The 22,568-nt window shown below is 71.8% G+C and carries 20 protein-coding genes and 1 tRNA gene; 10 read left to right on the top strand and 11 right to left on the bottom strand.

Features of this window, described 5'->3' with window-relative positions:
• Nucleotides 1-40: 40 nt before the first annotated feature.
• The 3 genes from ygfZ to HQM25_RS05030 all read right to left on the bottom strand — a co-directional run bounded on the left by ygfZ (nucleotide 41) and on the right by HQM25_RS05030 (nucleotide 2,174).
• The gene (ygfZ, locus tag HQM25_RS05040; RefSeq protein WP_172989251.1) at nucleotides 41-1,147 is read right to left on the bottom strand and encodes a CAF17-like 4Fe-4S cluster assembly/insertion protein YgfZ; all 1,107 of its coding nucleotides are present in this window, start codon (nucleotides 1,145-1,147) and stop codon (nucleotides 41-43) included.
• Nucleotides 1,147-1,752 carry an FABP family protein gene (locus tag HQM25_RS05035; protein WP_172989250.1) on the bottom strand — a complete coding sequence of 202 codons (606 nt, stop codon included), beginning with the start codon at nucleotides 1,750-1,752 and terminating at the stop codon, nucleotides 1,147-1,149. Before HQM25_RS05035 ends, ygfZ begins: the two co-directional genes overlap by 1 nt.
• 131 nt (nucleotides 1,753-1,883) lie before the next feature.
• Nucleotides 1,884-2,174: a hypothetical protein gene (locus HQM25_RS05030; protein ID WP_172989249.1), complete on the bottom strand. Its 291-nt coding sequence runs from the start codon at nucleotides 2,172-2,174 to the stop codon at nucleotides 1,884-1,886.
• A 116-nt stretch (nucleotides 2,175-2,290) separates the two neighbouring features.
• Between HQM25_RS05030 and HQM25_RS05025 the strand changes: the two genes are divergently transcribed.
• The 4 genes from HQM25_RS05025 (at nucleotide 2,291) to HQM25_RS05010 (ending at nucleotide 6,787) form a co-directional block, all read left to right on the top strand.
• A complete protein-coding gene (locus HQM25_RS05025; protein ID WP_172989248.1) occupies nucleotides 2,291-2,989 on the top strand; it encodes a winged helix-turn-helix domain-containing protein in 699 nt (232 codons plus the stop codon).
• 84 nt (nucleotides 2,990-3,073) lie between these two features.
• Complete coding sequence (locus HQM25_RS05020; RefSeq protein ID WP_172989247.1) at nucleotides 3,074-5,239, top strand: RNA degradosome polyphosphate kinase; 2,166 nt, start codon at nucleotides 3,074-3,076, stop codon at nucleotides 5,237-5,239.
• Nucleotides 5,236-6,174: an NUDIX hydrolase gene (locus tag HQM25_RS05015; protein WP_172989246.1), complete on the top strand. Its 939-nt coding sequence runs from the start codon at nucleotides 5,236-5,238 to the stop codon at nucleotides 6,172-6,174. Before HQM25_RS05020 ends, HQM25_RS05015 begins: the two co-directional genes overlap by 4 nt.
• Nucleotides 6,175-6,340: 166 nt before the next feature.
• The gene (locus HQM25_RS05010; RefSeq protein ID WP_172989245.1) at nucleotides 6,341-6,787 is read left to right on the top strand and encodes a hypothetical protein; all 447 of its coding nucleotides are present in this window, start codon (nucleotides 6,341-6,343) and stop codon (nucleotides 6,785-6,787) included.
• Here HQM25_RS05010 and HQM25_RS05005 read toward each other — a convergent pair.
• From HQM25_RS05005 to HQM25_RS04995, 3 genes are read right to left on the bottom strand one after another with little or no spacing between them, the layout of a single operon-like run.
• On the bottom strand, nucleotides 6,708-8,021 hold the full coding sequence (locus tag HQM25_RS05005) for a M1 family metallopeptidase (RefSeq protein WP_172989244.1): 1,314 nt from the start codon (nucleotides 8,019-8,021) through the stop codon (nucleotides 6,708-6,710). The two genes, HQM25_RS05010 and HQM25_RS05005, sit on opposite strands and share 80 nt — an antisense overlap.
• A complete protein-coding gene (locus HQM25_RS05000) occupies nucleotides 8,018-11,953 on the bottom strand; it encodes a Pls/PosA family non-ribosomal peptide synthetase (protein WP_172989243.1) in 3,936 nt (1,311 codons plus the stop codon). Before HQM25_RS05000 ends, HQM25_RS05005 begins: the two co-directional genes overlap by 4 nt.
• A 4-nt stretch (nucleotides 11,954-11,957) precedes the next feature.
• The gene (locus HQM25_RS04995) at nucleotides 11,958-12,452 is read right to left on the bottom strand and encodes a hypothetical protein (protein ID WP_172989242.1); all 495 of its coding nucleotides are present in this window, start codon (nucleotides 12,450-12,452) and stop codon (nucleotides 11,958-11,960) included.
• Nucleotides 12,453-12,663: 211 nt separating this feature from the next.
• Here HQM25_RS04995 and HQM25_RS04990 point away from each other — a divergent pair, with 211 nt between their 5' ends.
• From HQM25_RS04990 to pstB, 4 genes are all read left to right on the top strand, one after another.
• Nucleotides 12,664-13,782: a phosphate ABC transporter substrate-binding protein PstS gene (locus HQM25_RS04990; protein WP_172989241.1), complete on the top strand. Its 1,119-nt coding sequence runs from the start codon at nucleotides 12,664-12,666 to the stop codon at nucleotides 13,780-13,782.
• Between the two features lie 71 nt (nucleotides 13,783-13,853).
• Nucleotides 13,854-14,801: a phosphate ABC transporter permease subunit PstC gene (gene pstC / locus HQM25_RS04985; RefSeq protein WP_172989240.1), complete on the top strand. Its 948-nt coding sequence runs from the start codon at nucleotides 13,854-13,856 to the stop codon at nucleotides 14,799-14,801.
• 1 nt (nucleotide 14,802) lies between these two features.
• Nucleotides 14,803-15,903: a phosphate ABC transporter permease PstA gene (gene pstA, locus HQM25_RS04980; protein WP_172989239.1), complete on the top strand. Its 1,101-nt coding sequence runs from the start codon at nucleotides 14,803-14,805 to the stop codon at nucleotides 15,901-15,903.
• A 38-nt stretch (nucleotides 15,904-15,941) separates the two neighbouring features.
• Nucleotides 15,942-16,721: a phosphate ABC transporter ATP-binding protein PstB gene (gene pstB / locus HQM25_RS04975; RefSeq protein ID WP_172989238.1), complete on the top strand. Its 780-nt coding sequence runs from the start codon at nucleotides 15,942-15,944 to the stop codon at nucleotides 16,719-16,721.
• 191 nt (nucleotides 16,722-16,912) lie between these two features.
• Here the strand turns inward: pstB and HQM25_RS04970 are convergent, their stop codons facing one another.
• The 5 genes from HQM25_RS04970 to HQM25_RS04950 all read right to left on the bottom strand — a co-directional run bounded on the left by HQM25_RS04970 (nucleotide 16,913) and on the right by HQM25_RS04950 (nucleotide 20,888).
• On the bottom strand, nucleotides 16,913-17,797 hold the full coding sequence (locus HQM25_RS04970) for an aminodeoxychorismate lyase (protein ID WP_172989237.1): 885 nt from the start codon (nucleotides 17,795-17,797) through the stop codon (nucleotides 16,913-16,915).
• A gap of 332 nt (nucleotides 17,798-18,129) precedes the next feature.
• Nucleotides 18,130-18,768 carry a response regulator transcription factor gene (locus HQM25_RS04965; protein WP_172989236.1) on the bottom strand — a complete coding sequence of 213 codons (639 nt, stop codon included), beginning with the start codon at nucleotides 18,766-18,768 and terminating at the stop codon, nucleotides 18,130-18,132.
• Nucleotides 18,769-18,793: 25 nt separating this feature from the next.
• Nucleotides 18,794-19,198 (bottom strand): VOC family protein, encoded by a 405-nt coding sequence (locus tag HQM25_RS04960; protein WP_172989235.1) that lies wholly within the window; start codon nucleotides 19,196-19,198, stop codon nucleotides 18,794-18,796.
• Between the two features lie 67 nt (nucleotides 19,199-19,265).
• On the bottom strand, nucleotides 19,266-19,673 hold the full coding sequence (locus HQM25_RS04955; protein WP_172989234.1) for a helix-turn-helix transcriptional regulator: 408 nt from the start codon (nucleotides 19,671-19,673) through the stop codon (nucleotides 19,266-19,268).
• Nucleotides 19,674-19,706: 33 nt separating this feature from the next.
• On the bottom strand, nucleotides 19,707-20,888 hold the full coding sequence (locus HQM25_RS04950) for an anti-sigma factor domain-containing protein (protein ID WP_172989233.1): 1,182 nt from the start codon (nucleotides 20,886-20,888) through the stop codon (nucleotides 19,707-19,709).
• Nucleotides 20,889-21,013: 125 nt separating this feature from the next.
• Here HQM25_RS04950 and HQM25_RS17955 point away from each other — a divergent pair, with 125 nt between their 5' ends.
• Together HQM25_RS17955 and HQM25_RS04940 are read left to right on the top strand one after the other, a co-directional pair.
• The gene (locus tag HQM25_RS17955) at nucleotides 21,014-22,399 is read left to right on the top strand and encodes a serine/threonine-protein kinase (RefSeq protein WP_172989232.1); all 1,386 of its coding nucleotides are present in this window, start codon (nucleotides 21,014-21,016) and stop codon (nucleotides 22,397-22,399) included.
• 55 nt (nucleotides 22,400-22,454) lie between these two features.
• A tRNA-Lys gene (locus HQM25_RS04940) sits at nucleotides 22,455-22,530 on the top strand.
• Nucleotides 22,531-22,568: the final 38 nt, after the last annotated feature.

Here is a 22,568-nt window from a genome sequence, read left to right as displayed (position 1 = left end):
TCCGCCGCTGTGCGCGGCGCTCGTGCGCTCCGCGCGGCGCTCAGTCCGCGCGAGCGCGGCGCGAGAGGCGTGTGATGCGCGGCACGTTGGCGGTGGCGCCGGCGTCCGGCGGCACCACGACCTCCTGCGCGGCCGCGATCGGGCCGTCGTCGGTGATCACGGTGAGCGCGGCGTCGACCGGCACGGTGCGGCGCAGGATCGCGAGGGCGATGGGGCCTTCCTCGTAGTGCAGCGCCGCCGATGTCACGAGGCCCACCTCGGTCTCCCCCGCGTGCACCGCCGCCCCGCGCGGAGGAAGGATGCTGGCGCTGCCGTCGAGCTGCAGCGCGACGAGGCGCCGTGGCGGGTGGCCGAGATTGTGCACCTTGGCGACGGTCTCCTGGCCGCGATAGCACCCCTTCGACAGGTGCACCGCCGTGCGCAGCCAGTCCACCTCGTGCGGCAGGGTGCGGCCGTCGACCTCGCCCCGCCAGCGCGGACGCCACGCCGCGATGCGGAGGGCGTCTGCGGCGACGACGCCCGCGAGGGCGGTCGCGCCACCGGCAGCGGCATCCGCGAGCGCGGACTCCCGCTCGCGGGTGACGATCGCCTCGGCCCAGTCGCGGTCGGCGCCGGGATGGGCGTCGATCGCGGCGTAGGGGTGCCCGCCGGGACTCACAGCCGGCCACGGGTCGCGCCATACGAGGGCGACGCCGTTCGGCGAGAAGGGATCGAGCGCCTCGACGGCTGCGCGGGTGCCGCCGACGACGGCGACCTCGTCCGAGGCGTCGCGCGGGTCGACGCGGAGGCGGAACCGCATGCGCCGCAGCCAGGCCAGCAGTGCCGGCGCGTCGTCGCGGTCGGCGATGAGCCAGGCGGTCTCGCCGTCGTCGACGACCGCGGCGGCGTGCTCGACGTGCCCCTGCGGATCGAGGACGAGAAGCTCCGTGCTCTCACCCGGGGCGAGGTCCGCCAGCGCCTGCGATGTGAGCGAGTCCAGCCACGACAGGCGGTCCTCACCGGGCACCGCGATCACCGCGCGGTCGCCCAGCGGGGCGACTGCCTCTCCTTCGGCGAGCGCCCGCTGTTCCGCGAGGGGCCGGCCCACGTGCTGCAGCACCCCGTCTTCCAGGACGGCACCGGAGACGGCTTCGAACGGCGAGCTCATCACTCCGCCTTCGCGAGACGCGCCGACGCGTGGGAGCTCAGCTCCCGGCCGAGGGCGGCGATGTCCCACGCCCACAGCAGGTGACCGTCCACCAGCCCGTACATCCGCGTCGCCGCCGTGTAGGGCTTGGCGCCGGCCGTGCGCACGACGGCATCGGTGGAGATGTCGATGCGCGGTCCGCGGATCTGACCGAGATAGAGCTCGCTCACTCCGTCGGCGTGCACCAGCGACACCTCGATGTCGAATCCGCCCTCCGCGTTGCGGAGCGTCTCGACGTCGTCGACGGTGCGCGCGGCGGATGCGGCAGAGGCCGGCAGCAGTCCGGGGCCGGCGTCGGATTCGCGCGCGGCGCGGGCGAGCCGCCAATAGCCCATCTCGGCCACGAGCGGGGTGCGGGTCTCGCCGTCGGGTGCGTGCAGCCACGCGGTGGCGCTGTAGTTCAGGTACGCCCCGCCGTCGTGGCTGAAGCTCACGCGGTGGGTGAACTCACCGGCGTAGTGGTGACCGGCCGCCTCGTAGTCGATGACGCCGGTGCCCTCCCAGACGCCGACGAGCCACGAGAGCGGTACGAGATCGGCCGGGAGATCGGTCGGCAGATCCAGCACGGCGGCCTCAGCGCTGACCGCGGTACAGGTTCCAGATCACGGCGCCCGACACGAAGGCGATCGCGAGGGACGCGAGGCCGAGAAGGCCCACGAAGAAGAGTTCGAGCGCGACGAGATCCATGGGGTCCACCTTAGCCCGGAACGACAGCCGCCAGGCCGTACCCGAGGCTGATGACGCCGAGGACGAGCATGGCGCCCAGCACGCTCATCGCCACGCGCGCGATGAAGCCCTGCGAGCGCCCCTGTGCCAGCTGCACGGCGAAGGCGAGCACGAGGCAGCCGCCGAGTGCGACGGCCAGCCAGGGAGCGCGCCAGTCGGGGGCCGCGAACACGCCGATCACGACGCCGAGGATAGCCGCCGCGACCCAGACGGCGATGACGCCGCCGAGGGAGCGGCGCGGGGCGAGTTCAGGCGCGGACACCCTGCCATTGTCGCGCACCTCGGGCGACTTCCCCAGTCGGATTGACCGAACCCTGGTCCTGAGGGGCCCTACACTGGGGGTCACGGCGCGCCCAGCGGCGCCGGGAGGGTGACGTCTTGGCACAGCTTCTGGTTCTGAGCTCCACGAGCGGAGGGGGCCCCGTCCTGCCCTCGCTCGAGCTGCTCAGCCACCGCGTGCGGCAGATCCCCGCGGAGCCGGCGCAGCTGGTGAACGCCCCGAGCGCCGACGTCATCTTCGTCGATGCGCGGGTGGACCTGGTGGGCGCGAAGTCGCTCTGCAAGATCCTCAACACGACCGGCCTCGACGCGCCCCTGATCCTGGTGGTCACCGAGGGCGGTCTCACGGCGGTGTCCACCGACTGGGGCGTCGACGACGTGATCCTGGTGTCGGCCGGCCCTGCGGAGGTCGACGCGCGCGTGCGCCTGGCGATCGGACGCATGTCGAAAGAGCAGGTCTCGAGCCGCATCCAGACCTCGGGGATCACGATCGACGAGTCGTCGTACTCGGCGAAGGTGCACGGCAAGCCCCTCGATCTGACGTACAAGGAGTTCCAGCTCCTGCACTTCTTCGCGACGCACCCTTCACGCGTGTTCACGCGCGAGCAGCTGCTGAGCGAGGTGTGGGGCTACGACTACTTCGGCGGCACCCGCACCGTCGATGTGCATGTGCGGCGCCTGCGCGCGAAGCTCGGCGATCTCGAGCAGCTGATCGGTACGGTGCGCAACGTCGGCTACCGGTTCAACGTGTACGACGACGACCAGCTCCCGACACCGTCCGAGCGCTCCCAGGCCTGACACGGCGACTCGTGGCGCGACCGGTTGTGCGCGGATCGCGAATCCGTTCACAAACCCGTCACGTGACCCTGCCATGATGAGGGGATGATCGAACACGGTGTGCTCGACGCAGGGCTCGGCGACGCGGATGATGATGACTTCGACCTGGACGAGTCGCCCGACTCCCAGCTCCCCGAGAACAGGTACCTCGATCGCGAGCTGAGCTGGCTGGCGTTCAACCAGCGGGTGCTCGAACTCGCCGAGGACCCGCTGATGCCCGCCCTCGAGCGCGCGAACTTCCTCGCGATCTTCGCCAGCAACCTCGACGAGTTCTTCATGGTGCGGGTCGCGGGCCTCAAGCGCCGCATCGTGACCGGCCTGGCCGTGCCGACCAACGTCGGCCGCGCTCCCCAGGACGTGCTCGCCGACATCTCGAAGCTCGCCCACGAGCTGCAGCTGCGCCACGCCGACGTGTGGGCCTCGATGGTCCGGCCCACCCTCGCCGAAGCGGGGATCGAGGTGCTCGATTACGACCAGCTCGACGACGGCGAGCGCTCGCGCCTGTACGACTACTTCCACGAGCAGGTCTTCCCCGTGCTCATGCCGCTGGCGGTCGATCCGGCACACCCCTTCCCGTACATCTCGGGACTCTCGCTGAACCTCGCGATCCGCATCCGCAACGCCCGCACCGGCCGTCAGGAGTTCGCCCGTCTCAAGGTGCCGCCGATGCTCCCCCGGTTCGTCGAAGTGGGCCGCGACGGCGACAAGGTGCGCTACCTGCCGCTCGAGGAGCTCATCTCCAACCACCTGGAGGACCTGTTCCCCGGCATGGAGATCCTCGATCACCACACGTTCCGCCTCACGCGCAACGAAGACGTCGTGATCGAGGAGGACGAGACCGAGAACCTCATCCAGGCCCTCGAGGCGGAGCTGCTGCGCCGCCGCTTCGGCCCGCCCATCCGCCTCGAGGTCGGCGACGACATGGACGAGCTCACTCTCGATCTGCTGATCGGCGAGCTCGACATCACGGCGCAGGAGGTCTACCGCCTCCCCGGTCCGCTCGATCTGCGCGGCCTGTTCGACCTGGCGCGCATCGACCGCCCCGACCTGCGCGACAAGCCCCACCTGCCGACGACGGCGCTCGCGTTCCAGCCGGGCGACAACAACGAGCGCTCCGACATCTTCACCGCCATCCGCAAGGCCGACGTGCTCGTCCACCACCCCTACGAGTCGTTCGCCACGAGCGTGCAGGCCTTCCTCGAGCAGGCGGCCAAGGACCCGCACGTGCTGGCCATCAAGCAGACGCTGTACCGCACCTCGGGCGACAGTCCCATCGTGCAGGCGCTGATCGACGCCGCCGAGGCGGGCAAGCAGGTGCTCGCCCTGGTCGAGGTGAAGGCGCGGTTCGACGAGGCGGCGAACATCGTCTGGGCGCGCAAGCTCGAGAAGGCCGGCGTCCACGTCGTGTACGGCCTGGTCGGGCTGAAGACGCACTGCAAACTGGCCCTGGTCATCCGCGAGGAGGACGGGGTGCTGCGCCACTACAGCCACGTGGGAACGGGCAACTACAACCCCAAGACGAGTCGCATCTACGAGGACTTCGGCCTGTTCACGGTCGACGACCAGGTCGGCCGCGATCTCACGCGCCTGTTCAACGAGCTCAGCGGCTACGCCATCGAGAAGAAGTTCAAGCGGCTCCTCGTCGCGCCGCTCCATCTGCGCAAGGGGCTGCTCCGGCTCATCGACCACGAGCGGCGCAACGCGCTGGCCGGCAAGCCCGCCCGGGTGCGCATCAAGGTCAACTCCATGGTCGACGAGCAGATCATCGACGCCCTCTACCGCGCCAGCCAGGCCGGGGTGCCCGTCGAGGTGTGGGTGCGGGGCATCTGCTCGCTCAAGCCCGGAGTGGAGGGGATGAGCGAGAACATCGTCGTGCGCAGCATCCTGGGTCGCTATCTCGAGCACTCGCGCATCTTCGCGTTCGAGAATGCCGGCGCACCGCAGGCCTACATCGGCAGTGCAGACATGATGCACCGCAACCTCGACCGCCGGGTCGAGGCGCTCGTGCGGGTGGTCGCCCCCCACCAGGTGAAGGAGCTGAACCAGCTGTTCGACCTGGCGATGAGCGACGGCACCTCGTCGTGGCATCTGGGACCGGAGGGCGAGTGGAGCCGGCACCATGTGGATGCCGAGGGCAAGCGCCTCATCGACATCCAGGACCGCACCATGGCGACCGTGCAGCGCCGCCGCCGGGCCCGGGCGGTGCGATGACCGAGACCGCCGTCTACGCCGCGGGCGGCGTGGTGTGGCGCGTCGTCGACGACAAGCTGCACGTGCTGCTGATCCATCGCACCCAGTACCGAGACGTGACCCTGCCCAAGGGCAAGGTCGACCCGGGCGAGATGCTCGCCGAGACCGCGGTGCGCGAGATCCACGAGGAGACCGGCATCCGCGTCGCGCTCGGGGTGCCGGTGGGGGTCTCTCGCTACCGGCTGCCCAGCAAGCGCACCAAGATCGTGCACTACTGGGCCGCGGAGGCCACCGATGAGGCGATCCGCACATCGGCCTTCGTGCCGAACCGTGAGATCGCGGCGCTGGAGTGGGTGCCGGCGCGCAAGGCCGTGTCCCGGCTGAGCTATCCCGTCGACCACGAGATCATGGAGCACTTCCTGCGGCTGGTCGACGAGGGGGTGCTGCGCACCTTCCCGATCATCGCGCTGCGCCACGCGAAGGCCCTCGCGCGCGACGGCTGGAAGAGCGACGACCTGTCGCGGCCCCTCGCCGCGCGGGGAAAGCTCCAAGCGCGCTCCATCGTGGGCCCGCTCCTCGCCTTCGGCACCCGCAAGATCGTCTCCAGCCCCGCCGTGCGGTGTGTGAAGACCGTCAAGCCCCTCTCCGACGCGCTCGGCAAGAAGATCACGCTGAGCCCCCTCATCAGCCAGGATTCCTGGGAGGAGGGCGCGTCTGATCCTCGGACCCTGATCGGGCAGCGGGTGCGCTCCCGCAAGCCCGTCGTGCTGTGCAGCCATGGTCCCGTGCTGCCCGACATCCTCAGCGAGATCGCCCTGGCCACCGGGACCCTCCGGGGGTCCTACCTCGGGAGCGCTTCGGCCCTCGAACCCGCCGCCTTCTCGGTCGTGCACCTCTCGGTGGAGAACCCCGGTTCGGGGATCGTGGCGATCGAGACCCACATCCCGAAGGTCTGACATCGCCGCGCGCACCGCTGCCCCGTTCGACCTCGCCTGGGCGCCCGCCCCCGAGCGGAGCACGCGCCGCGCGGTCGCGTGGGGGCTGCTGCGCTCCCTTCTGCCCGCCTCGGCGCGGCTGAGCAACCCCTGTCCGCGCTGCGGCGGCGATCACGGTCCGGTGCGGGTGACCGGAGCCGCGTACCGCGCGAGCGTGAGCTATGCCGCCGGGTTCGCGGTCGCCGTCGTCGCGCCCGCCGCGGCCGCGGAGGCCGTGGGCGTGGATGCCGAGAGCGACGCTGCCGGTCCACCGGGCGAATACGCGGGCGTGCTCGGCCCCGAGCGGGTCGCGTCTGCGCGCGAGTGGACGCGGGTCGAGGCCGCCCTGAAGGCGGACGGGCGCGGGCTGCGTGTCGACCCTGCCGCGGTGCGCATCCGCGCGCGACCCGCAGCGCCGGGCGCGGCATCCCCTCCTGCCTCGACGTGGACCGCGACGGTGCCCGACGGCGGGGCCTTCGAGGGCTGGGATGCCGCGGGCCCGCCAGGACTGGTCGTCAGCGTCGCGCTGCGCGCGGTGCCGCCGGCAGCGGGGGAGGAAGATCCGGCAGGGCGGGCGCATCCAGCCACGCCGTGAGCAGCGCGGCGTGGTCGCCGGGGGCGATCTGCTCGACGCACGCGCGGAAGTCCGCGGTGGTGGCCAGGTGGTGGCGGTGCAGCGTCGTCCAGTGGCGGAGGACATCGCCGAAGGCGGCGACGCCGATCGTGCGACGCAGCGCCTCCAGCGTGAGCGCCCCGCGCTTGTAGACGCGGTCGTCGAACATCAGGTCCGGCCCCGGGTCGGCGAGCAGAAGGTCCTGGGGCAGCGTGCGCAGACGCGCGTGGTGGCTCTCGGCGAGATCGGCGATCGTCGGGCCGCCGGAGGCCTCCGACCACACCCACTCCGCGAAGCACGCGAACCCCTCGTTGAGCCAGATGTCGCGCCAATGGGCCAGACCGACGCTGTTGCCGAACCACTGGTGTGCGATCTCGTGCGGGATGAGGCGCGCGGTGTCGGGACCGAGGTGGTTGGATCCGAAGACGACCAGCCCCTGCGCCTCCAGCGGGATGTCGAGCGCGTCCTCGGTGACCACGACGGTGCAGGTGTCCTGCGGGTACGCGCCGAAGGCGGACTCGAACACGGTCAGGATGGCGGGCACCTCCGCGAACGCCTGCCGGACCGGGGTCTTGAGCCTGCCCGGGTAGACGTACTGCACGCGCCCGGCGCTCTCGGCGCGATAGCGGCCGATGTGCACGGCCGCGAGGTAGGTCGCCATCGGAACATCGGAGCGGAAGGCCCAGCGCACGCGCGCTCCCGCCTTCACCGGACGCTCGGCGACGCCGGTGGCGGCAACCGTGTACCCCGGATCGGTGGTGATCGCGATGCGGTAGCGCGCCCGGTCGTCGGGTCGGTCGTTGCAGGGGAACCAGGTCGGCGCCCCTGTGGGCTGGGAGGCCACCAGCGCACCGTCTTCGAGCTCCTCCCACCCGATCGCGCCCCAGCGGGAGCGGCGCGGGCGGGGCGCTCCGGCGTAGACGACCTCGACCGAGAACTCCTCACCCGGCTCGAAGGCGCGCGGCAGGCCGATGTGCAGCTCGCGCGGCCCCTGCCGGAACGACGCCGGCGGCTCGCCGTCGACGCGCACCCGGCTCGCGCGCAGGCCGATGAGATCCAGGGTGATCGCGCGGGTGGGCACCGCGACGACGGCGTTGAGGAGGGCGGTGCCCTCGAGCCGGTTCGTGCGCACGCGGTACGAGATGTCGAGGTCGTACGACACGACGTCGAACGTCACGTCGCCGCTCTGCGCGGCGTAGGGGTCGGCGGTCGTCACGATGTCGACTGGTACGCGCGCACCTTGACGGCGCGCCACGGTCCGATCGGGTTGCCGCTCCAGCGCGAGCCGACGGGCACGGATTCACCGCGCATCACGAGGGAGGCGGGGCCGACCGTGGCGTGGGCGCCGATCGCGGCGGCGGGCAGGATCACGCTGTGCGGGCCGAGGGTCGCCCCGGCCTCGAGTTCGACGGTGTCCATGCTCATGATTCGATCATGGAAGAGGTGGGTCTGCACGACGCACCCGCGGTTGACGGTGGATCCGTCGCCGAGGGTGACCAGGTCGGGCTCGGGCAGCCAGTAGCTCTCGCACCAGACACCGCGGCCGATCTTCGCGCCGAGCGCGCGCAGCCACACGGCCAGCGCCGGCGTGCCCGACGCGGAGCGGGCGAACCAGGGGGCGGCGACCATCTCGGTGAAGGTGTCCGACACCTCCGTGCGCCAGACGAAACTCGACCAGAGCGGCTGCTCCCCCGCCCGGATCGGCCCGACGAAGAGCCACTTCATGCCCGCGCTCACACCGGCGGCGAGCGCGCCGGCGGCGAGCAGGATCGGCCCCGACAGCAGCAGGGCGGCGAACGCACCGAGCCACTCGGTGACGGCGGCGAGGGCGAACAGCACCCACACGCCGATCGCGCAGGAGACGAACACCGGCACGATGCGCAGCAGCTCCCACGCCGCGCGGGCCAGGCGCAGGCGCAGCGGCGGAGCGTAGGTGCGGCTCTGGTCGCCCGCGGCGGTCGTGCGACGCAGGCGTACGGCGGGCGACCCGAGCCACGACGAGCCCGCCTTCGCCTTCACCGGCGCGGACGAGAGCACGGCGACCAGTCCATCGCGGGGCACGCGGTGACCGGGCGAGGCCATGCCGGAGTTGCCGAGGAACGCCCGCTTGCCGATGCGCACCGCGCCCAGGCGCAGCCAGCCGCCGCGCAGCTCGTAGGAGGCCACCATCGTGTCGTCGGCGAGGAAGGCGCCGTCGTCGATCTGGGTCATCGACGGGATGAGCAGGACGGTGGATGCCTCGACGTCGCGTCCCACCTTCGCTCCCAGCATCCGCAGCCAGACGGGAGTGAACAGGCTCGAGTACAGCGGGAAGAGGATCGTGCGCGCCGAGTCGAGGAGCCGCTCGACGGTCCAGGCCTGCCACCCGATGCGCGAGCGCACGGGATGGATGCCCTCGGCGAGGCCGATCGACAGCAGGCGCACCAGCAGCACGGCCGACAGCGCGAACACCACCCCGACGGTGAGCGTGGCCGGCACGAGCCACACCAGCGCGCCGACGAACGCGGCGCCGAGGTCGGCCGCCCCGCGGATGCCGCGCGCCAGCACCAGGCCGCCGACGGCGAAAGAGGCGAGCGGGAGCAGCGCCAGCACGAGCGCCGATCCGGCATAGGCCCACAGCCAGCGACGCGCGCGGGGTGGGGCTTCGGTCGGCCAGCCCTCGGCCGTACCGCCCACCCGCACCGCCGGTGAGCCCGCCCACGACTGGTCGGCCCGCACGCGTCCGAACACCGCCGACCCCGGGGCGATCTCGGCGCGCCGGCCGATGCGCGTGCCGGGAGCGAGCGTGCTGCGCGTGCCGACGGTGGCGTCCGCGCCGATGCGCACCTCGCCGACGCGCAGGAGATCGCCGTCGATCCAGTAGCCGGTGAGGTCGACCTCGGGCTCGATCGCCGCGCCGTCGCCGACCTCCAGCATGCCGGTGATCGGCGGGAGCGTGTGCATGTCGACGTCGCTGCCGATCTTGGCCCCGAGAGCCCGGCCGTACGCCTTCACCCAGGGGGCTCCGGCCAGTCCGACGGCGTCGACCTGATCGGCGATCTGCTCGGCGAGCCACAGCCGCAGGTGCACGGAACCGCCGCGCGGGTAGTCGCCGGGGCGGAGGTCTGCCAGCAGGAGGCGCGCGGCGACCGCTGCGATCGCCATCCGGCCGAAGGGCGTGGCGAACACGATGAGGCCGATCACGAGGACGATCCACGGGGTGTCGGGAAGCACCTCGAATCCCGGCGCGGTGCGCAGGATCGCACTGGCGGTGAGCACGTACAGGAGCCAGCGGACGCCGGAGAGGATGAACAGGGGTACGCCCAGCACCGACTGCAGCCACTGCGTGGCGCGCGGCGTGGGCACGGGCTGGCGGAACTCGTTCGAGGCCTCGTCGCCGAGGAAGGGTCCGAGCGCCTTGGCCATCGCCCCCAGCCTCGGCACGTCGTAGATGTCGGCGACGGAGAACTCCGGCACGCGGGCGCGGATGCGCGAGACCAGCTGCGCGGCCGACAGCGATCCGCCGCCGAGGTCGAAGAAGTCCGCCTTGGGCCCGGGCACCGGCATCCCGAGCACCGCCTGCCACTGCTCGGCCAGCCACGCCTCGGCGGGGCTGAAGCCGGCGTCGGGGAGCTCGACGCCCGGGAGCGGCCACGGGAGCGCTGCGCGGTCGACCTTGCCCGACGTGCGCACGGGCAGTTCGTCCATGACCGCCAGCAGCGGCACTACCGCCGCGGGAAGGCGCTCGGCGAGCTGGGCGCGGGCGGCGGCGCGATCGAGGTCGCCGTCGACGGCCAGGTATCCGACCAGCACCGGCACCCCGGCTTCGGTGGTGCGCACCGCGGCACTGGCGGCCGTGACACCCGGCAGATCCTGCAGAGCCGACTCGACCTCGCCCAGCTCGATGCGCCGGCCGCCCACCTTGACCTGGTCGTCGGCACGGCCCTGGAAGACGAGCCCCGCGGGGTCGTAGCGCACCAGATCGCCAGAGCGGTAGGCGCGGTCCCACCCGAGGGTGGGCATGGGGCCGTATTTCTCGAGATCCTTCACCGGGTCGAGATAACGGGCGAGCCCCACCCCGCCGATGATGAGCTCGCCGACCTCGCCCGGTGCGACGGGCTGGTCGTCGGCGCCGACGACGGCCAGCGCCCAGCCGTCCAGCGGCAGGCCGATCCGCACCGGCACCGAGCCGTCGAGCATCGCGCCGCAGGCGACCACGGTGGCCTCGGTGGGGCCGTAGGTGTTCCACACCTCGCGTCCGTCGCCGGCCAGGCGCGCCGCCAGCTCGGGCGGACACGCCTCGCCGCCGAAGATGAGCAGGCGCACGTTCTCGATCGATTCGACCGGCCACATCGCGGCGAGGGTCGGCACCGTCGAGACCGCCGAGATCGTCTGGCGCACCAGCCACGGCGCGAGGTCCTCCCCCGAGCGCACGAGCGACCGCGGAGCCGGCACGAGGCACGCGCCGTGGCGCCACGCGAGCCACATCTCCTCGCACGAGGCGTCGAAGGCGACCGAGAGCCCGGCCAGAACGCGGTCGCCGGGGCCGAGGGGCGCCTCCTGCAGGAAGAGGCGGGCTTCGGCATCCACGAAGGCGGCGGCTGAGCGATGCGAGACCGCGACGCCCTTGGGAACGCCCGTCGATCCCGAGGTGAAGATGATCCACGCATCATCGTCGGGTGCGGGCGGCGGAACGGCCTCCACCGCATGCGTGCTCGGATGGGGTGCGTCGCCGTGGAAGAGGTCCTCGGCGGCGCCCGACCCGTCGTCGGTGGGAAGGTAGGTGCCGTCTCCGCCGATGATGCCGGCCACGTGCGCTTCGCCGAACACGAGGCGTGCGCGCTCGTCGGGGTCGTCGGCGTCGACCGGCACGTAGGCGGCGCCGACCGCCATGACGCCCAGGATCGAGATGTACAGCTCCTTCGTGCCGGACGGCATGCGCACCCCGATGCGGTCGCCGCGGCGCACCCCCGCCTCGTGCAGGCGTGCGGCGGTGCGGCCGACGCGCGCCATCATCTCGCGATAGCTGAGCGCCCCCGACCCGTCGTCGATCGCCGACGACTCGGGATGCCGCGCCGTGGTCGCGCGCAGGATGTCGATGAGCGTGCGCTCGGGCGGCGTGCGGTCGGTGCGGTCGAGCTCGGCCTGCGCAGCGGGTGTGGAGGTCACGTCGTCAGGTCAGCGCGTCGACGAGCTGGGCCTTGGTCATGCGCGAGAATCCCGTGACGCCCGAGTTGCGCGCGCGCAGCCGCAGCTGGGCCACGGTGAAGGTCGAGAGGTCTGGAGCGTCGGGGGTGGATGCCGCGGGCGCGGGCTCCGGCACGGCGACGGCCTCCTCGGCGGCGCGCGCGGCCTCGGCGGCCGCGCGCTCGGCCTCCGCCTTCAGGCGCGCCTTCTTCTCGGCCTTGGCGATGGCGGCGCGCATCGCCTTCACGAGTTTCGCCTGGGCGCGGTGGGCGCGATCTGCCACATTGCGCGGGTTCTTGCGAATCGCCTTCGATGACACGTCGGCGGCATCGCGCGCATCGGCGGCGAGCTCGCGCACTTTCTTCGCGGACTTCGGCGGCAGGGACTTCGCCGTCTTCTTCGCGGCCTTGGCCGCCGCGGCCGCCTCGTCGATCGCCGACAGCGCGGTGCGCTCGGCCTTCGTCGCCTTCTTCTTCGCCATGAGCGCACACGATATCGTGCGCGGGTGAACGGCAAGTCTCTCAGACTTGCACGGCACCCTCCCCGGCTGAAGGCCGTTCACCTTCCGTTCACCGTCTCAGCGCAGTCTCTTAATCGTCCGCGCTTACGTTTCAGTGCGTGCCCTGCACCAAGGGCCGATACCCGAAGCCCGTTCGTGGCCTCATTCCCTGAACACGTGAAGGATTCACACTGTGAAGATCTCCCGCATCGCCCAGCTGGGCGCTGTCGCCGCCGTCGCGGCCCTCACCCTCGCCGGTTGCGCCGCCAACGAGGGCACCACGGGCGGCGACGCCTCTGAGGCTCCCGAGTCGATGCTCGCCGGCGAAATCGCCGGCGGCGGCGCCTCGTCGCAGGAAGTGGCCGTCAACGCGTGGGTCGCCGGTTTCCAGACCGCGAACCCCGACGTGACGATCACGTACGACCCCGCCGGCTCCGGCGCGGGCCGCGAGTCGTTCCAGGCCGGCGCCTTCCCGTTCGCGGGTTCGGACCGCGCCTTCGAGGTCGAGGAGATCGAGGCCGGCCCGTTCGACGGCTGCGTCGAGGGCACCGGCATCATCGAGCTGCCGACCTACATCTCGCCGATCGCGGTCATCTTCCACATCGAGGGCGTCGACGCGCTCAACCTCAGCCCCGAGGTCATCGCGGGCCTGTTCGCCGGCACCATCACCAACTGGAACGACCCGGCGATCGCCGCGCTGAACGAGGGCGTCGAGCTGCCCGACCTGGCCGTCACCCCGGTGCACCGCGCCGACGACTCGGGCACCACGGAGAACTTCACCGACTACCTGTTCCAGGCAGCCGGCGACGTCTGGACCTATGAGCCCGACGGCGTGTGGCCGGGCACCCCGGTCGCCGGTGAGGCCGCCCAGGGCACCTCGGGCGTCGTCTCCGCCGTCGCCGGCGGCAACGGCACCATCGGCTACGCAGACGCGTCGCGCGCCGCAGAAGAGGGCCTGGCCACCGCCGCCGTGCAGGTCGGCGACGAGTTCGTCGAGTACTCGCCGGAGGCCGCCGCGGCCATCGTCGACGCCTCGCCGTTCGCCGAGGGCCGCGAAGAGGGCGACCTCGCCATCGAGCTGGACCGCACCTCCACCGAGGCCGGCGTCTACCCGATCGTGCTCGTGAGCTACATGATCGCCTGCCAGGAGTACGTCGACACCGAGGCCGCCCCGATCGTCAAGGGCTTCCTCGAGTACCTGGCCAGCGCCGAGGGCCAGGACGCGGCGGCCGCCGCCGCCGGAAACGCGCCGATCTCGGACACCCTGCGCGATCAGGTGAACGCCGCGATCGAGCTCATCGTCGCCGAGTAAGACCCCCGCTCCCCGGTCCGGCGTCCGCGCCGGACCGGGGAGCACATCTCCATCAGAACCAGAAGGACACCATGACCACCACGACCACCGCCCCGGCGGAGAAGGTCAAGCAGCGGCCAGGCGACCGCTGGTTCTCGGGAACCGCGCTCGGCGCGGGTCTCATGATCCTCGTGACGCTGGCAGCGGTCGCGATCTTCCTCATCGTGCAGTCGATCCCCGGCCTCGTGGCCTCGCCCGAAGAGGCGCGGATCCTCGGCGGCTCGAACTTCTGGCAGTACGTCTGGCCGCTCGTGTTCGGCACCGTCTGGGCATCGCTCCTGGCCCTTCTCATGGCCGTGCCCCTCGCGGTGAGTGTCGCGCTGTTCATCTCGCACTACGCGCCCCGCCGGATCGCCCAGGGCCTCGGATACGCGGTCGATCTTCTCGCCGCCGTTCCGTCGGTCGTCTACGGCCTGTGGGGCATCCTCGTGCTCGCGCCGGCCGTGCAGCCGGTGTACGCCTGGCTCAACGCGAACGTCGGCTGGTTCCCCCTCTTCGGCGGAACCGTCTCCAGCACCGGCCGCACGATCTTCACCGCCGCGATCGTCCTCGCGATGATGGTCGTGCCGATCATCACCGCCATCTGCCGCGAGATCTTCCTGCAGACCCCGGTCCTCCACGAGGAGGCCGCGCTCGCGCTCGGCGCCACGCGCTGGGAGATGATCCGCATGGCGGTGTTCCCCTTCGGCCGCAGCGGCATCGTGTCGGCATCCATGCTCGGTCTCGGTCGCGCCCTCGGCGAGACCATGGCCGTCGCCATGGTGCTCTCGATCTCGAACCGGGTGACCCTCGAGCTGTTCACCTCCGACAACCCCGGCACGATCCCGGCGAACATCGCCCTCACCTTCCCCGAGGCGTTCGGCGTCAACGTGAACGTGCTCATCGCGACGGGTCTCATCCTCTTCGTCGTCACCTTCGCCGTCAACGCCGTCGCCCGATGGATCGTCAGCCGGCGCAAGGAATTCTCGGGAGCGAACTGACATGACCGTGACCACCGCTCCGCCCCAGACGCCCCCGTCGGTCCCCGAGACGCCGCGGCTCACCAGCGGCCAGCTGCCGAAGTGGGCGCCGTGGGTGCTCATCGTCCTGAGCGCCGTCGTCAGCGCCGCGATCTTCGGCGTCTTCGCCCTCACCGGCGACGCCGGCTTCAACGTCGCCGGCTTCGCCGTGGTGACAGCACTCGTCTACCTCGCCCTCATCGCGATCTCCTCGAGCATGGTCGAGGGGCGCCGCAAGGCCGTCGACCGCCTGGTCACCGGCGTCGTGTCGATCGCCTTCCTCATCGCGATGGTGCCGCTGGTCTCTGTCGCTGCGACCGTCGTCGTCAACGGCGTCGCGGGCATCTCGGCCGACTTCTTCACGATGTCGATGCGCAACGTCGTCGGCGAAGGCGGCGGCGCGCTGCACGCCATCGTCGGAACGCTGCTGATCACGCTGGCCGCGGCCGTGATCTCGATCCCGATCGGCATCTTCACCGCCATCTACCTCGTCGAGTACGGAGATGGCTCGCGTCTGAGCCGGGCCATCACCTTCCTCGTCGACGTGATGACCGGCATCCCCTCGATCGTGGCCGGTCTGTTCGCCTACGCCGTGTTCGCCCTGATCTTCGGCCCCGGCATCCGCATGGGCATCATGGGCTCCATCGCCCTGGCGGTGCTCATGATCCCCGTCGTGGTGCGCTCGACCGAGGAGATGCTGCGCCTCGTGCCCAACGAGCTGCGCGAAGCCTCCTACGCGCTCGGCGTGCCCAAGTGGCGCACGATCGCCAAGGTCGTGCTCCCCACCTCGATGGCGGGCATCACGACCGGCGTCATGCTCTCGATCTCCCGCGTCATCGGCGAGACCGCGCCGCTGCTGCTCACCGCGGGCGTGACCACCTCCATGAACTACAACCTGTTCGACGGCCGCATGATGACGCTGCCCGTGTTCGCGTACTCGCAGTACATGAACCAGGGCATCCCCGCCCAGGCCTTCATCGACCGCGCGTGGGCGGCAGCCCTCGTGCTCATCGTCATCGTCATGCTCCTGAACCTCATCGCGCGTCTCGTCGCGAAGGTGTTCTCGCCGAAGCTCGGCCGCTGAGCAGCATCCACTCACCCGAAGAAGAACCAGAGGAACCCGTGTCCAAGAGCATCGAAGTCAACGACCTGAACGTCTACTACAGCGACTTCCTGGCCGTGGAGGGCGTCTCGCTCGACATCGAACCCCGCAGCGTCACCGCCTTCATCGGCCCGTCGGGCTGCGGCAAGTCGACCTTCCTGCGCACGCTGAACCGCATGCACGAGGTCATCCCCGGCGCGCGCGTCGAGGGCGAGGTGCTGCTCGACGGCGACAACCTGTACGCCCCGAACGTCGACCCGGTGCTCGTGCGCCGTCAGGTCGGCATGGTCTTCCAGCGCCCCAACCCGTTCCCCACGATGTCGATCAAGGAGAACGTGCTGGCGGGCGTGAAGCTCAACAACAAGAAGATGTCGAAGTCCGACGCCGACGCCCTCGTCGAGAAGTCCCTCAGCGGCGCCAACCTGTGGAACGAGGTCAAGGACCGCCTCGACAAGCCCGGCTCCGGGCTGTCAGGCGGTCAGCAGCAGCGTCTGTGCATCGCCCGCGCGATCGCCGTCTCCCCCGAGGTCATCCTCATGGACGAGCCGTGCTCGGCCCTCGATCCCATCTCGACGTACGCGATCGAGGAGCTGATCGGCGAGCTCAAGAACGACTACACGGTCGTCATCGTGACCCACAACATGCAGCAGGCCTCGCGCGTGAGCGACAAGACGGCGTTCTTCAACATCGCCGGCACCGGCAAGCCCGGCAAGCTCATCGAGTACGACGACACCAAGACGATCTTCACGACGCCATCCGTGCAGGCCACCGAGGACTACGTCTCGGGCCGCTTCGGATAAGGCGCGTCCAGCGCCCTATCCGAAGCCGGTTGTCGAGTAGCGCGAAGCGCGTACCGAGACACGGCTGAGCCGCGTCCAGCGGCCCAGCCAAGCCGGTTGTCGAGTAGCGCGAAGCGCGTACCGAGACACGGACAAAGACCGGTCTCGATGACGAAGCCCCCGCCGCGCGCGGGGGCTTCGTCATCGTCGGGTCAGTCCCGCGGGCTGAGCAGGTACTCGTTGATGGATGCCGTGAGCGCGGCATCCACGGGGATCGGCGTCTGATCGACCGTCGTGATCGGCGCGGCCAGCCGCACCGACGAGACGAGCCACGCGGCGTCGGCCCCGGTGAGGTCGCCCAGCCGCAGATCGCCGTACGCAGTCTCGAACCCGCGTCGCTCGAGGTCGGCGAACAGGCTGAGCTGGGTCGTGCCGTGGAGGATCCCCGCACCCGGCGCGGGCGTCGAGAAGCGACTGCCGTGCCGGACGATCAGCGACGAGGTGGGGCCTTCGAGCAGGATCCCGTCCGACGAGACGAACACGGCGTCGTCGGCGCCCCGTCGCCGCGCCTCGCGGATAGCCGCCATGTTGACCGCGTACGAGAGGGTCTTCGCGCCCAGCAGCAGCCAGGGTGCGCGATCGGGGGCCCCGCTGTCGAAGCCGCGGTCGAGGACGACCACGCGGATGCCCCGCTCCCGGGGCGCGGAGTTGTCGGCCGCGACGGCCGCCGTGACCCACGCCGTCGGGGCCGGGCCGTGCTCGACGCCGCGGCTGAGGATGAGCTTGATGACCGCCTCGCCGGCCGGGCAGTGTGCGGCGGCCTCCGCGATGGCGGCGCGCCACTGGGCGAGGTGGGGCGCGGGCAGGTCGCACAGCCGGGCCGAGTGGGCGAGGCGCTCCAGGTGGGGGCCGACCTCCTGCGCGTGGCCGTCGACGACGCCGATCGACTCGAAGATGCCGTCGCCGCGCTGGGTGCTGAGCTCCCCCACGCTGAGGGCGGGTGCCGACGGGTCGATCACGGTGAAGGTGTCGTCCCACGTCGTGCGGTCGTCGTCGGCGTCCACGGGGTCGATCACGAGCGCGTATCGCCAGGTCATGGATCAGAGCCTAACGGCGTCGGGAATTCTTCCCGCCCCTCGTCCGTTACACTGGATCGGCCGGGCCGCAGTAACCCCGGGCTCCATCTTCTGCCGCTGCGAGCGGCCTTGCGCCGAGAGGCGTTCTGCGGCCCGGCACTTTTCGTCTCCGGCTCCGGAGGCGCCGGGCGGCGGCATCCCCCGCGCTTCCGGCGCACGGGAGCGGGCCTCGTCGCCGGCACGCCGGTGCGGGATGCCGCGCCGCGGCGGGTCGCGGAAACCGTCCGCTGCTGGGCACAGGCACGGGCACGGGCACGGGCTGCGCCCGGCTCGCGCCCGGACGGTGGTCGGGCTCAGGTCAGCGCATCGCGGCGCCACAGGGCCGCGCAGGCGGTGAGGTCGACCGCGTAGTCCGACAGGCGCAGAGCCCGCGTGGTGAGCGCGCTCGCCCGATCGGACTCGGTGCCCTCGTAGTCGTCGGCGAGGTGGGTGGCCCCGGAGGCCTGCACTCGGCAGAAGGCGGCGGCGCGGTCGAGGGCGACCGCGAAGTCGCCCTCGAACAGTCCGCGCAGGATCGTGTCGACCAGGGCGACGAGCTCCTCGGGGCCCGCCGGCGACGGCGCGCCCGCGATGACGTCGTCGACCGACGGCAGCTCGACGCGGCCGCGCTCGTACAGCAGCGCCGCGGTGCGGGGGTCGTCGTGGATCATCAGCTGCAGCAGGTACAGCCGCCACAGCGCCCCGGGCAGGGTCTTGGCGGGCGAGCGCGACCACAGCTCGGCGATGTCGTCGATGCCGTGCTCGCCGGTGAACGACACGAGCCGGTCGATGATCGCCGCGTCGGGATCGGCGCGCACGCGCGAGAGCAATGCCTGCGCGGTCGAATGCGCGGCACGGGAGATCTCGGCCGGGTCCTCGGCGGCGAACAGGCGGTCGAACAGCTCGGCGGGCCGCCGGACGGGCTTGTGGAAATCGCGGGATGCGTCACTCACCCGGTCCAGGGTACCCGGCCCGGCCTCAGGCCTGGTTGATGCGGATGTGGTTCCCGGCCGGATCGCGGAACGCGCAGTCGCGCGGCCCCCAGTCCTGGGCGATCGGCTCCTGCAGCACCTCCGCGCCCCACGCGCGCAGACGCTCGAACGTCGCGTCGAGGTCGGAGGTGGTGAATACGTACGGCCCCGGCGCAGACCCCTTGACGACGAGCCGCTCGAGCGCGTCGGCGTCGTCGGGCGAGCGGCCCGCGCCGGGGTCCGAGACGACCGCGGCCAGCCCCGGCTGCCCCGCGAAGCCGAAGCTCACCCACCGGTGTTCCTGGTAGGCGACGTCGTTGACGACCTCGAGGCCGAGGCCGTCGCGGTAGAAGGGCACGGCGGCGTCGACGTCGTCGACGGTGATCGGGCAGTAGGCGAGTGAGATGGACATGGATGCCACGCTAGGCGCGCCGGCCGGCGCGCGCTTCTCCGATCCTGCTCGACTCGTAGCGGGCCGCTCAGGCGTAGCGGGTGGGTCTGGTGAGGATGCGCGCGATGCACAGGGGCATCGCCTCCGCCGCGTCGTGCGGACGGGCGCGGTACGCGCTGGGGGTCTCACCGACGATCTGCGTGAACGTGGAGCTGAACGATCCGAGCGAGGTCGTGCCCACCGCGGTGCACGCGTCGGTGACGGAGGACCCGTCGCGCAGGAGAGCCATCGCCCGCTCGATGCGGCGGGTCATGAGGTAGGCGTACGGCGTCTCGCCGTAGGCCGACTTGAACTCCCGGGAGAAGTGGGCGGGCGACATGTGCGCGCGCGCCGCCATCGTCGGAACGTCGAGCGGCTCGGCGTAGGCGCGGTCGATGAGGTCGCGCGCACGGCGCAGGTGCACGAGGGTCTGCGGGGACTGGGGCGTGGATGCCACGGCTCAGACGATACCCGTGCGGGGATGCCGCGCTCAGCCGGTCGCGGTGGGCACGACGAAGATCGGCGTGCCCGACGGCACGTCTTCCGGCGAGCCGCCGGCCGGCTCGATGGTGATCTGGATCTCGTCGCCGTCCTGGTAGCGCGCATCCAGCAGCGCGACGGTCTCACCCGTGGTCGCGGGCTCGACGATTCCCGCCCGGATCGCGGCGCCCTCCCGGAACAGCCAGAGCTCGAAGTCCTGGTCGGAGGTCAGCGTCGGCAGATCCTCGGTCACGACGACCGCCTCGCCCTCGGCGGCCGACCAGTAGGCGGTCGCGATCCCGCCCTCGGTGAGCTCGGTCGTGGCCGATCGCCCATCGTCGGACGCCTCGATCCGCTCGAGCGCCTGCACCGCCTCGGGGCGGTTGAGGTACTCGTTGACCGTCACCGACGCGAAGCCGAGCACCGTGAGGCCGACCAGGGCCGCGGCCAGGATGAGCAGGCCCTGCGTCCAGTTGCGGCGCTCGATCGCCTGCATCACGGTGGTCGTCGGCGCCGGCTCCAGGGCGGGGGCGGAAGCCCCGGGCGCCGCGGCCCCGGGGTGGGTTGCGGCGGGGCGGGTTGCGGCGGGCGTCAGGAGCGCCGCGGCCGCGCCGGTCGCCGTCACCTCGGTCGCGGGATCCTCGGTCGCAGCGGCCTCGGCCCCAGGCGCCGTGGGTTCGGCGCCGTCGCCCGGCGGCGTGCCGCCGATCGTCGCCCCGGTCTCGCCGGCGCCCGCGGTGGCGGCGGCCGCACGCCGGGCGGCGCGCGTCTGCGCCGCGGCGGATCCGGCCTGCGGGGCATCCGAGATGCGTGCGAGCAGCCGGCTGCGCAATCCGAGCGGGGGCGCCGCGTCGCCCTCAGGGCCGGGCGTGGCATCCTCTCCCCGCTCCGCCGCCGCGGCCAGCGCGCGTCTCTGCACCAGCCCGAGCACCCACGGGCGGCCGACCTCGCGCGAGGGGTCGAACGATGACGCGGTGCGCCACACCTCCAGGAACGCCTCCTGGAGCGTCGCCTCGCTCGTCGCCGGCTCACCGACCGCGCTGAGGATGACTCCGTAGGCACGTCGCGAGAGCAGATCGTAGACGCGCGCGAAGGCGCGCTGGTCGCCGTCCGCGACGCGAACGAGCAGTTCTCCGACATGGTCAGCCGCCGCGCTGTCGCGCGCGGAGGGAACGCCGCCGTCGATGGCCATGCCTCCCAGCATGCCCTACACACGGCGCTCCCTCCCAGGCGGGTGCTCTAGGGTCGCGAGAGGCGCACCCGCCGGTTCCCGCGTCCGCGAGGCACCGCACGGGTGCAATGACGAGGGAGCGAGGCATGAGCGGACCCGACCTGCGGGCCGGCGACGAGCCCGTCACCGGAGAGGTGCTCGACGGTCGTTACCGGCTCGAGGAGCGCATCGGCGAGGGCGGCATGGCGCAGGTCTACCGCGCCGAAGACCTGTCGCTGCATCGCATCGTCGCGATCAAGCTGCTGCGCCCCTCGGTCGACGGCGCCACATCGGTCGAGCGCGCCCGCGCCGAGACGACGCTGCTCGCCTCGCTCAACCACCCGTCGCTGGTCACTCTGCACGACGCGCGCCTGCGGCCCGACGGCGGCGGTTACCTCGTCATGGAGTACGTCGACGGTCCGACCCTGCGCGATCTCATCGCCCAGGGACCGGTGGACCCTGTCGAGGCGGCGGGTCTGCTCGCCGCCATCGCCGAGGGGCTCCACGTCGCCCACGAGGCGGGCATCGTGCACCGTGACATCAAGCCGTCGAACATGCTGCTCACCCGCTCGCCGGTACCCGGTGAGCGCTGGCGCCCGAAGCTCGCCGACTTCGGCATCGCCTACCTCGACGACACGAGCCGGCTCACCACGCCCGGGCTCGTGATCGGCACGATCGCGTACCTCGCGCCCGAGCAGGCCACGGGCACCGTGACCCCGGCACCCGCCGCCGATGTGTACGGGCTGGGGATCACCTTCCTCGAGGTGCTCACCGGCTCGCGGCCGTTCCCCGACGCCCAGGGCATCGGCACCCTCGTCGCACGCATGTCGACGCCGCCGTCGATCCCCCAGGATCTGGATGCCGCCTGGCAGGGTCTGCTGCGCGGGATGACGGTGCTGCGCCCCGAAGACCGGCCCACGGCGCTCGAGGTGCACCGGGCGGCGGCGGCACTCGCCGGCCGCGCGGCGCCGCCGGAGGCCGCCGGCCCCGCCTCGACCATCGCGGCGACGCCGATCACGGTGGCCGCGCCGGCGCCCACGATCGCATCGACCGCCGCGCGGCGCGATGATCAGCCCACTGCACCCACACTGGCCGCGACCGCCGTGCTGCCGCCGGTGCCACCGCTCCCGCCGCAGCCGCAGGTGGCGGCGTCGCCGCCTCAGCGCCCCGCTCGCCGCGCGCGCCGGCGCGCCGTCGTCATCGGCGCCGCCGCGGCCGCCGCGGCTGGCGCGATCGCGATCATCGTGTCGATGTCGATGCTCTCTCCGGCCGGCCAGGTCGCGCCCACGCCGTCGGCACCGGTGGTGTCGGAGAGCCCCGAGCCCACACCCGTTCCGGTGACGCCCGCCGAAGACGACGACACCGAGCCGGTCGAGAACGACAACAGCGGACCGGGCAACAGCAACGGGAACGGGAACGGGAACGGGAACGGGAACGGGAACGACAACAGCGGGCCGGGGAACAACAACGGCAACGGCAACGGCAACGGCTGACGCAGCCCCGTCGACGTCATCGACGATCTCCGCGGGCAAGTAGGCTGGAGACCACGGGCCTCTAGCTCAGTCGGTAGAGCATCGGACTTTTAATCCGCGGGTCGTGGGTTCGAGCCCCACGGGGCCCACCACACGCGAACACCACACGCGAGCACCGCACCTTTTCATC

This window comes from Microbacterium hominis, from assembly GCF_013282805.1.
Taxonomy (GTDB): domain Bacteria; phylum Actinomycetota; class Actinomycetes; order Actinomycetales; family Microbacteriaceae; genus Microbacterium; species Microbacterium hominis_B.
This window is presented reverse-complemented; position numbering and strand designations above follow the sequence as displayed.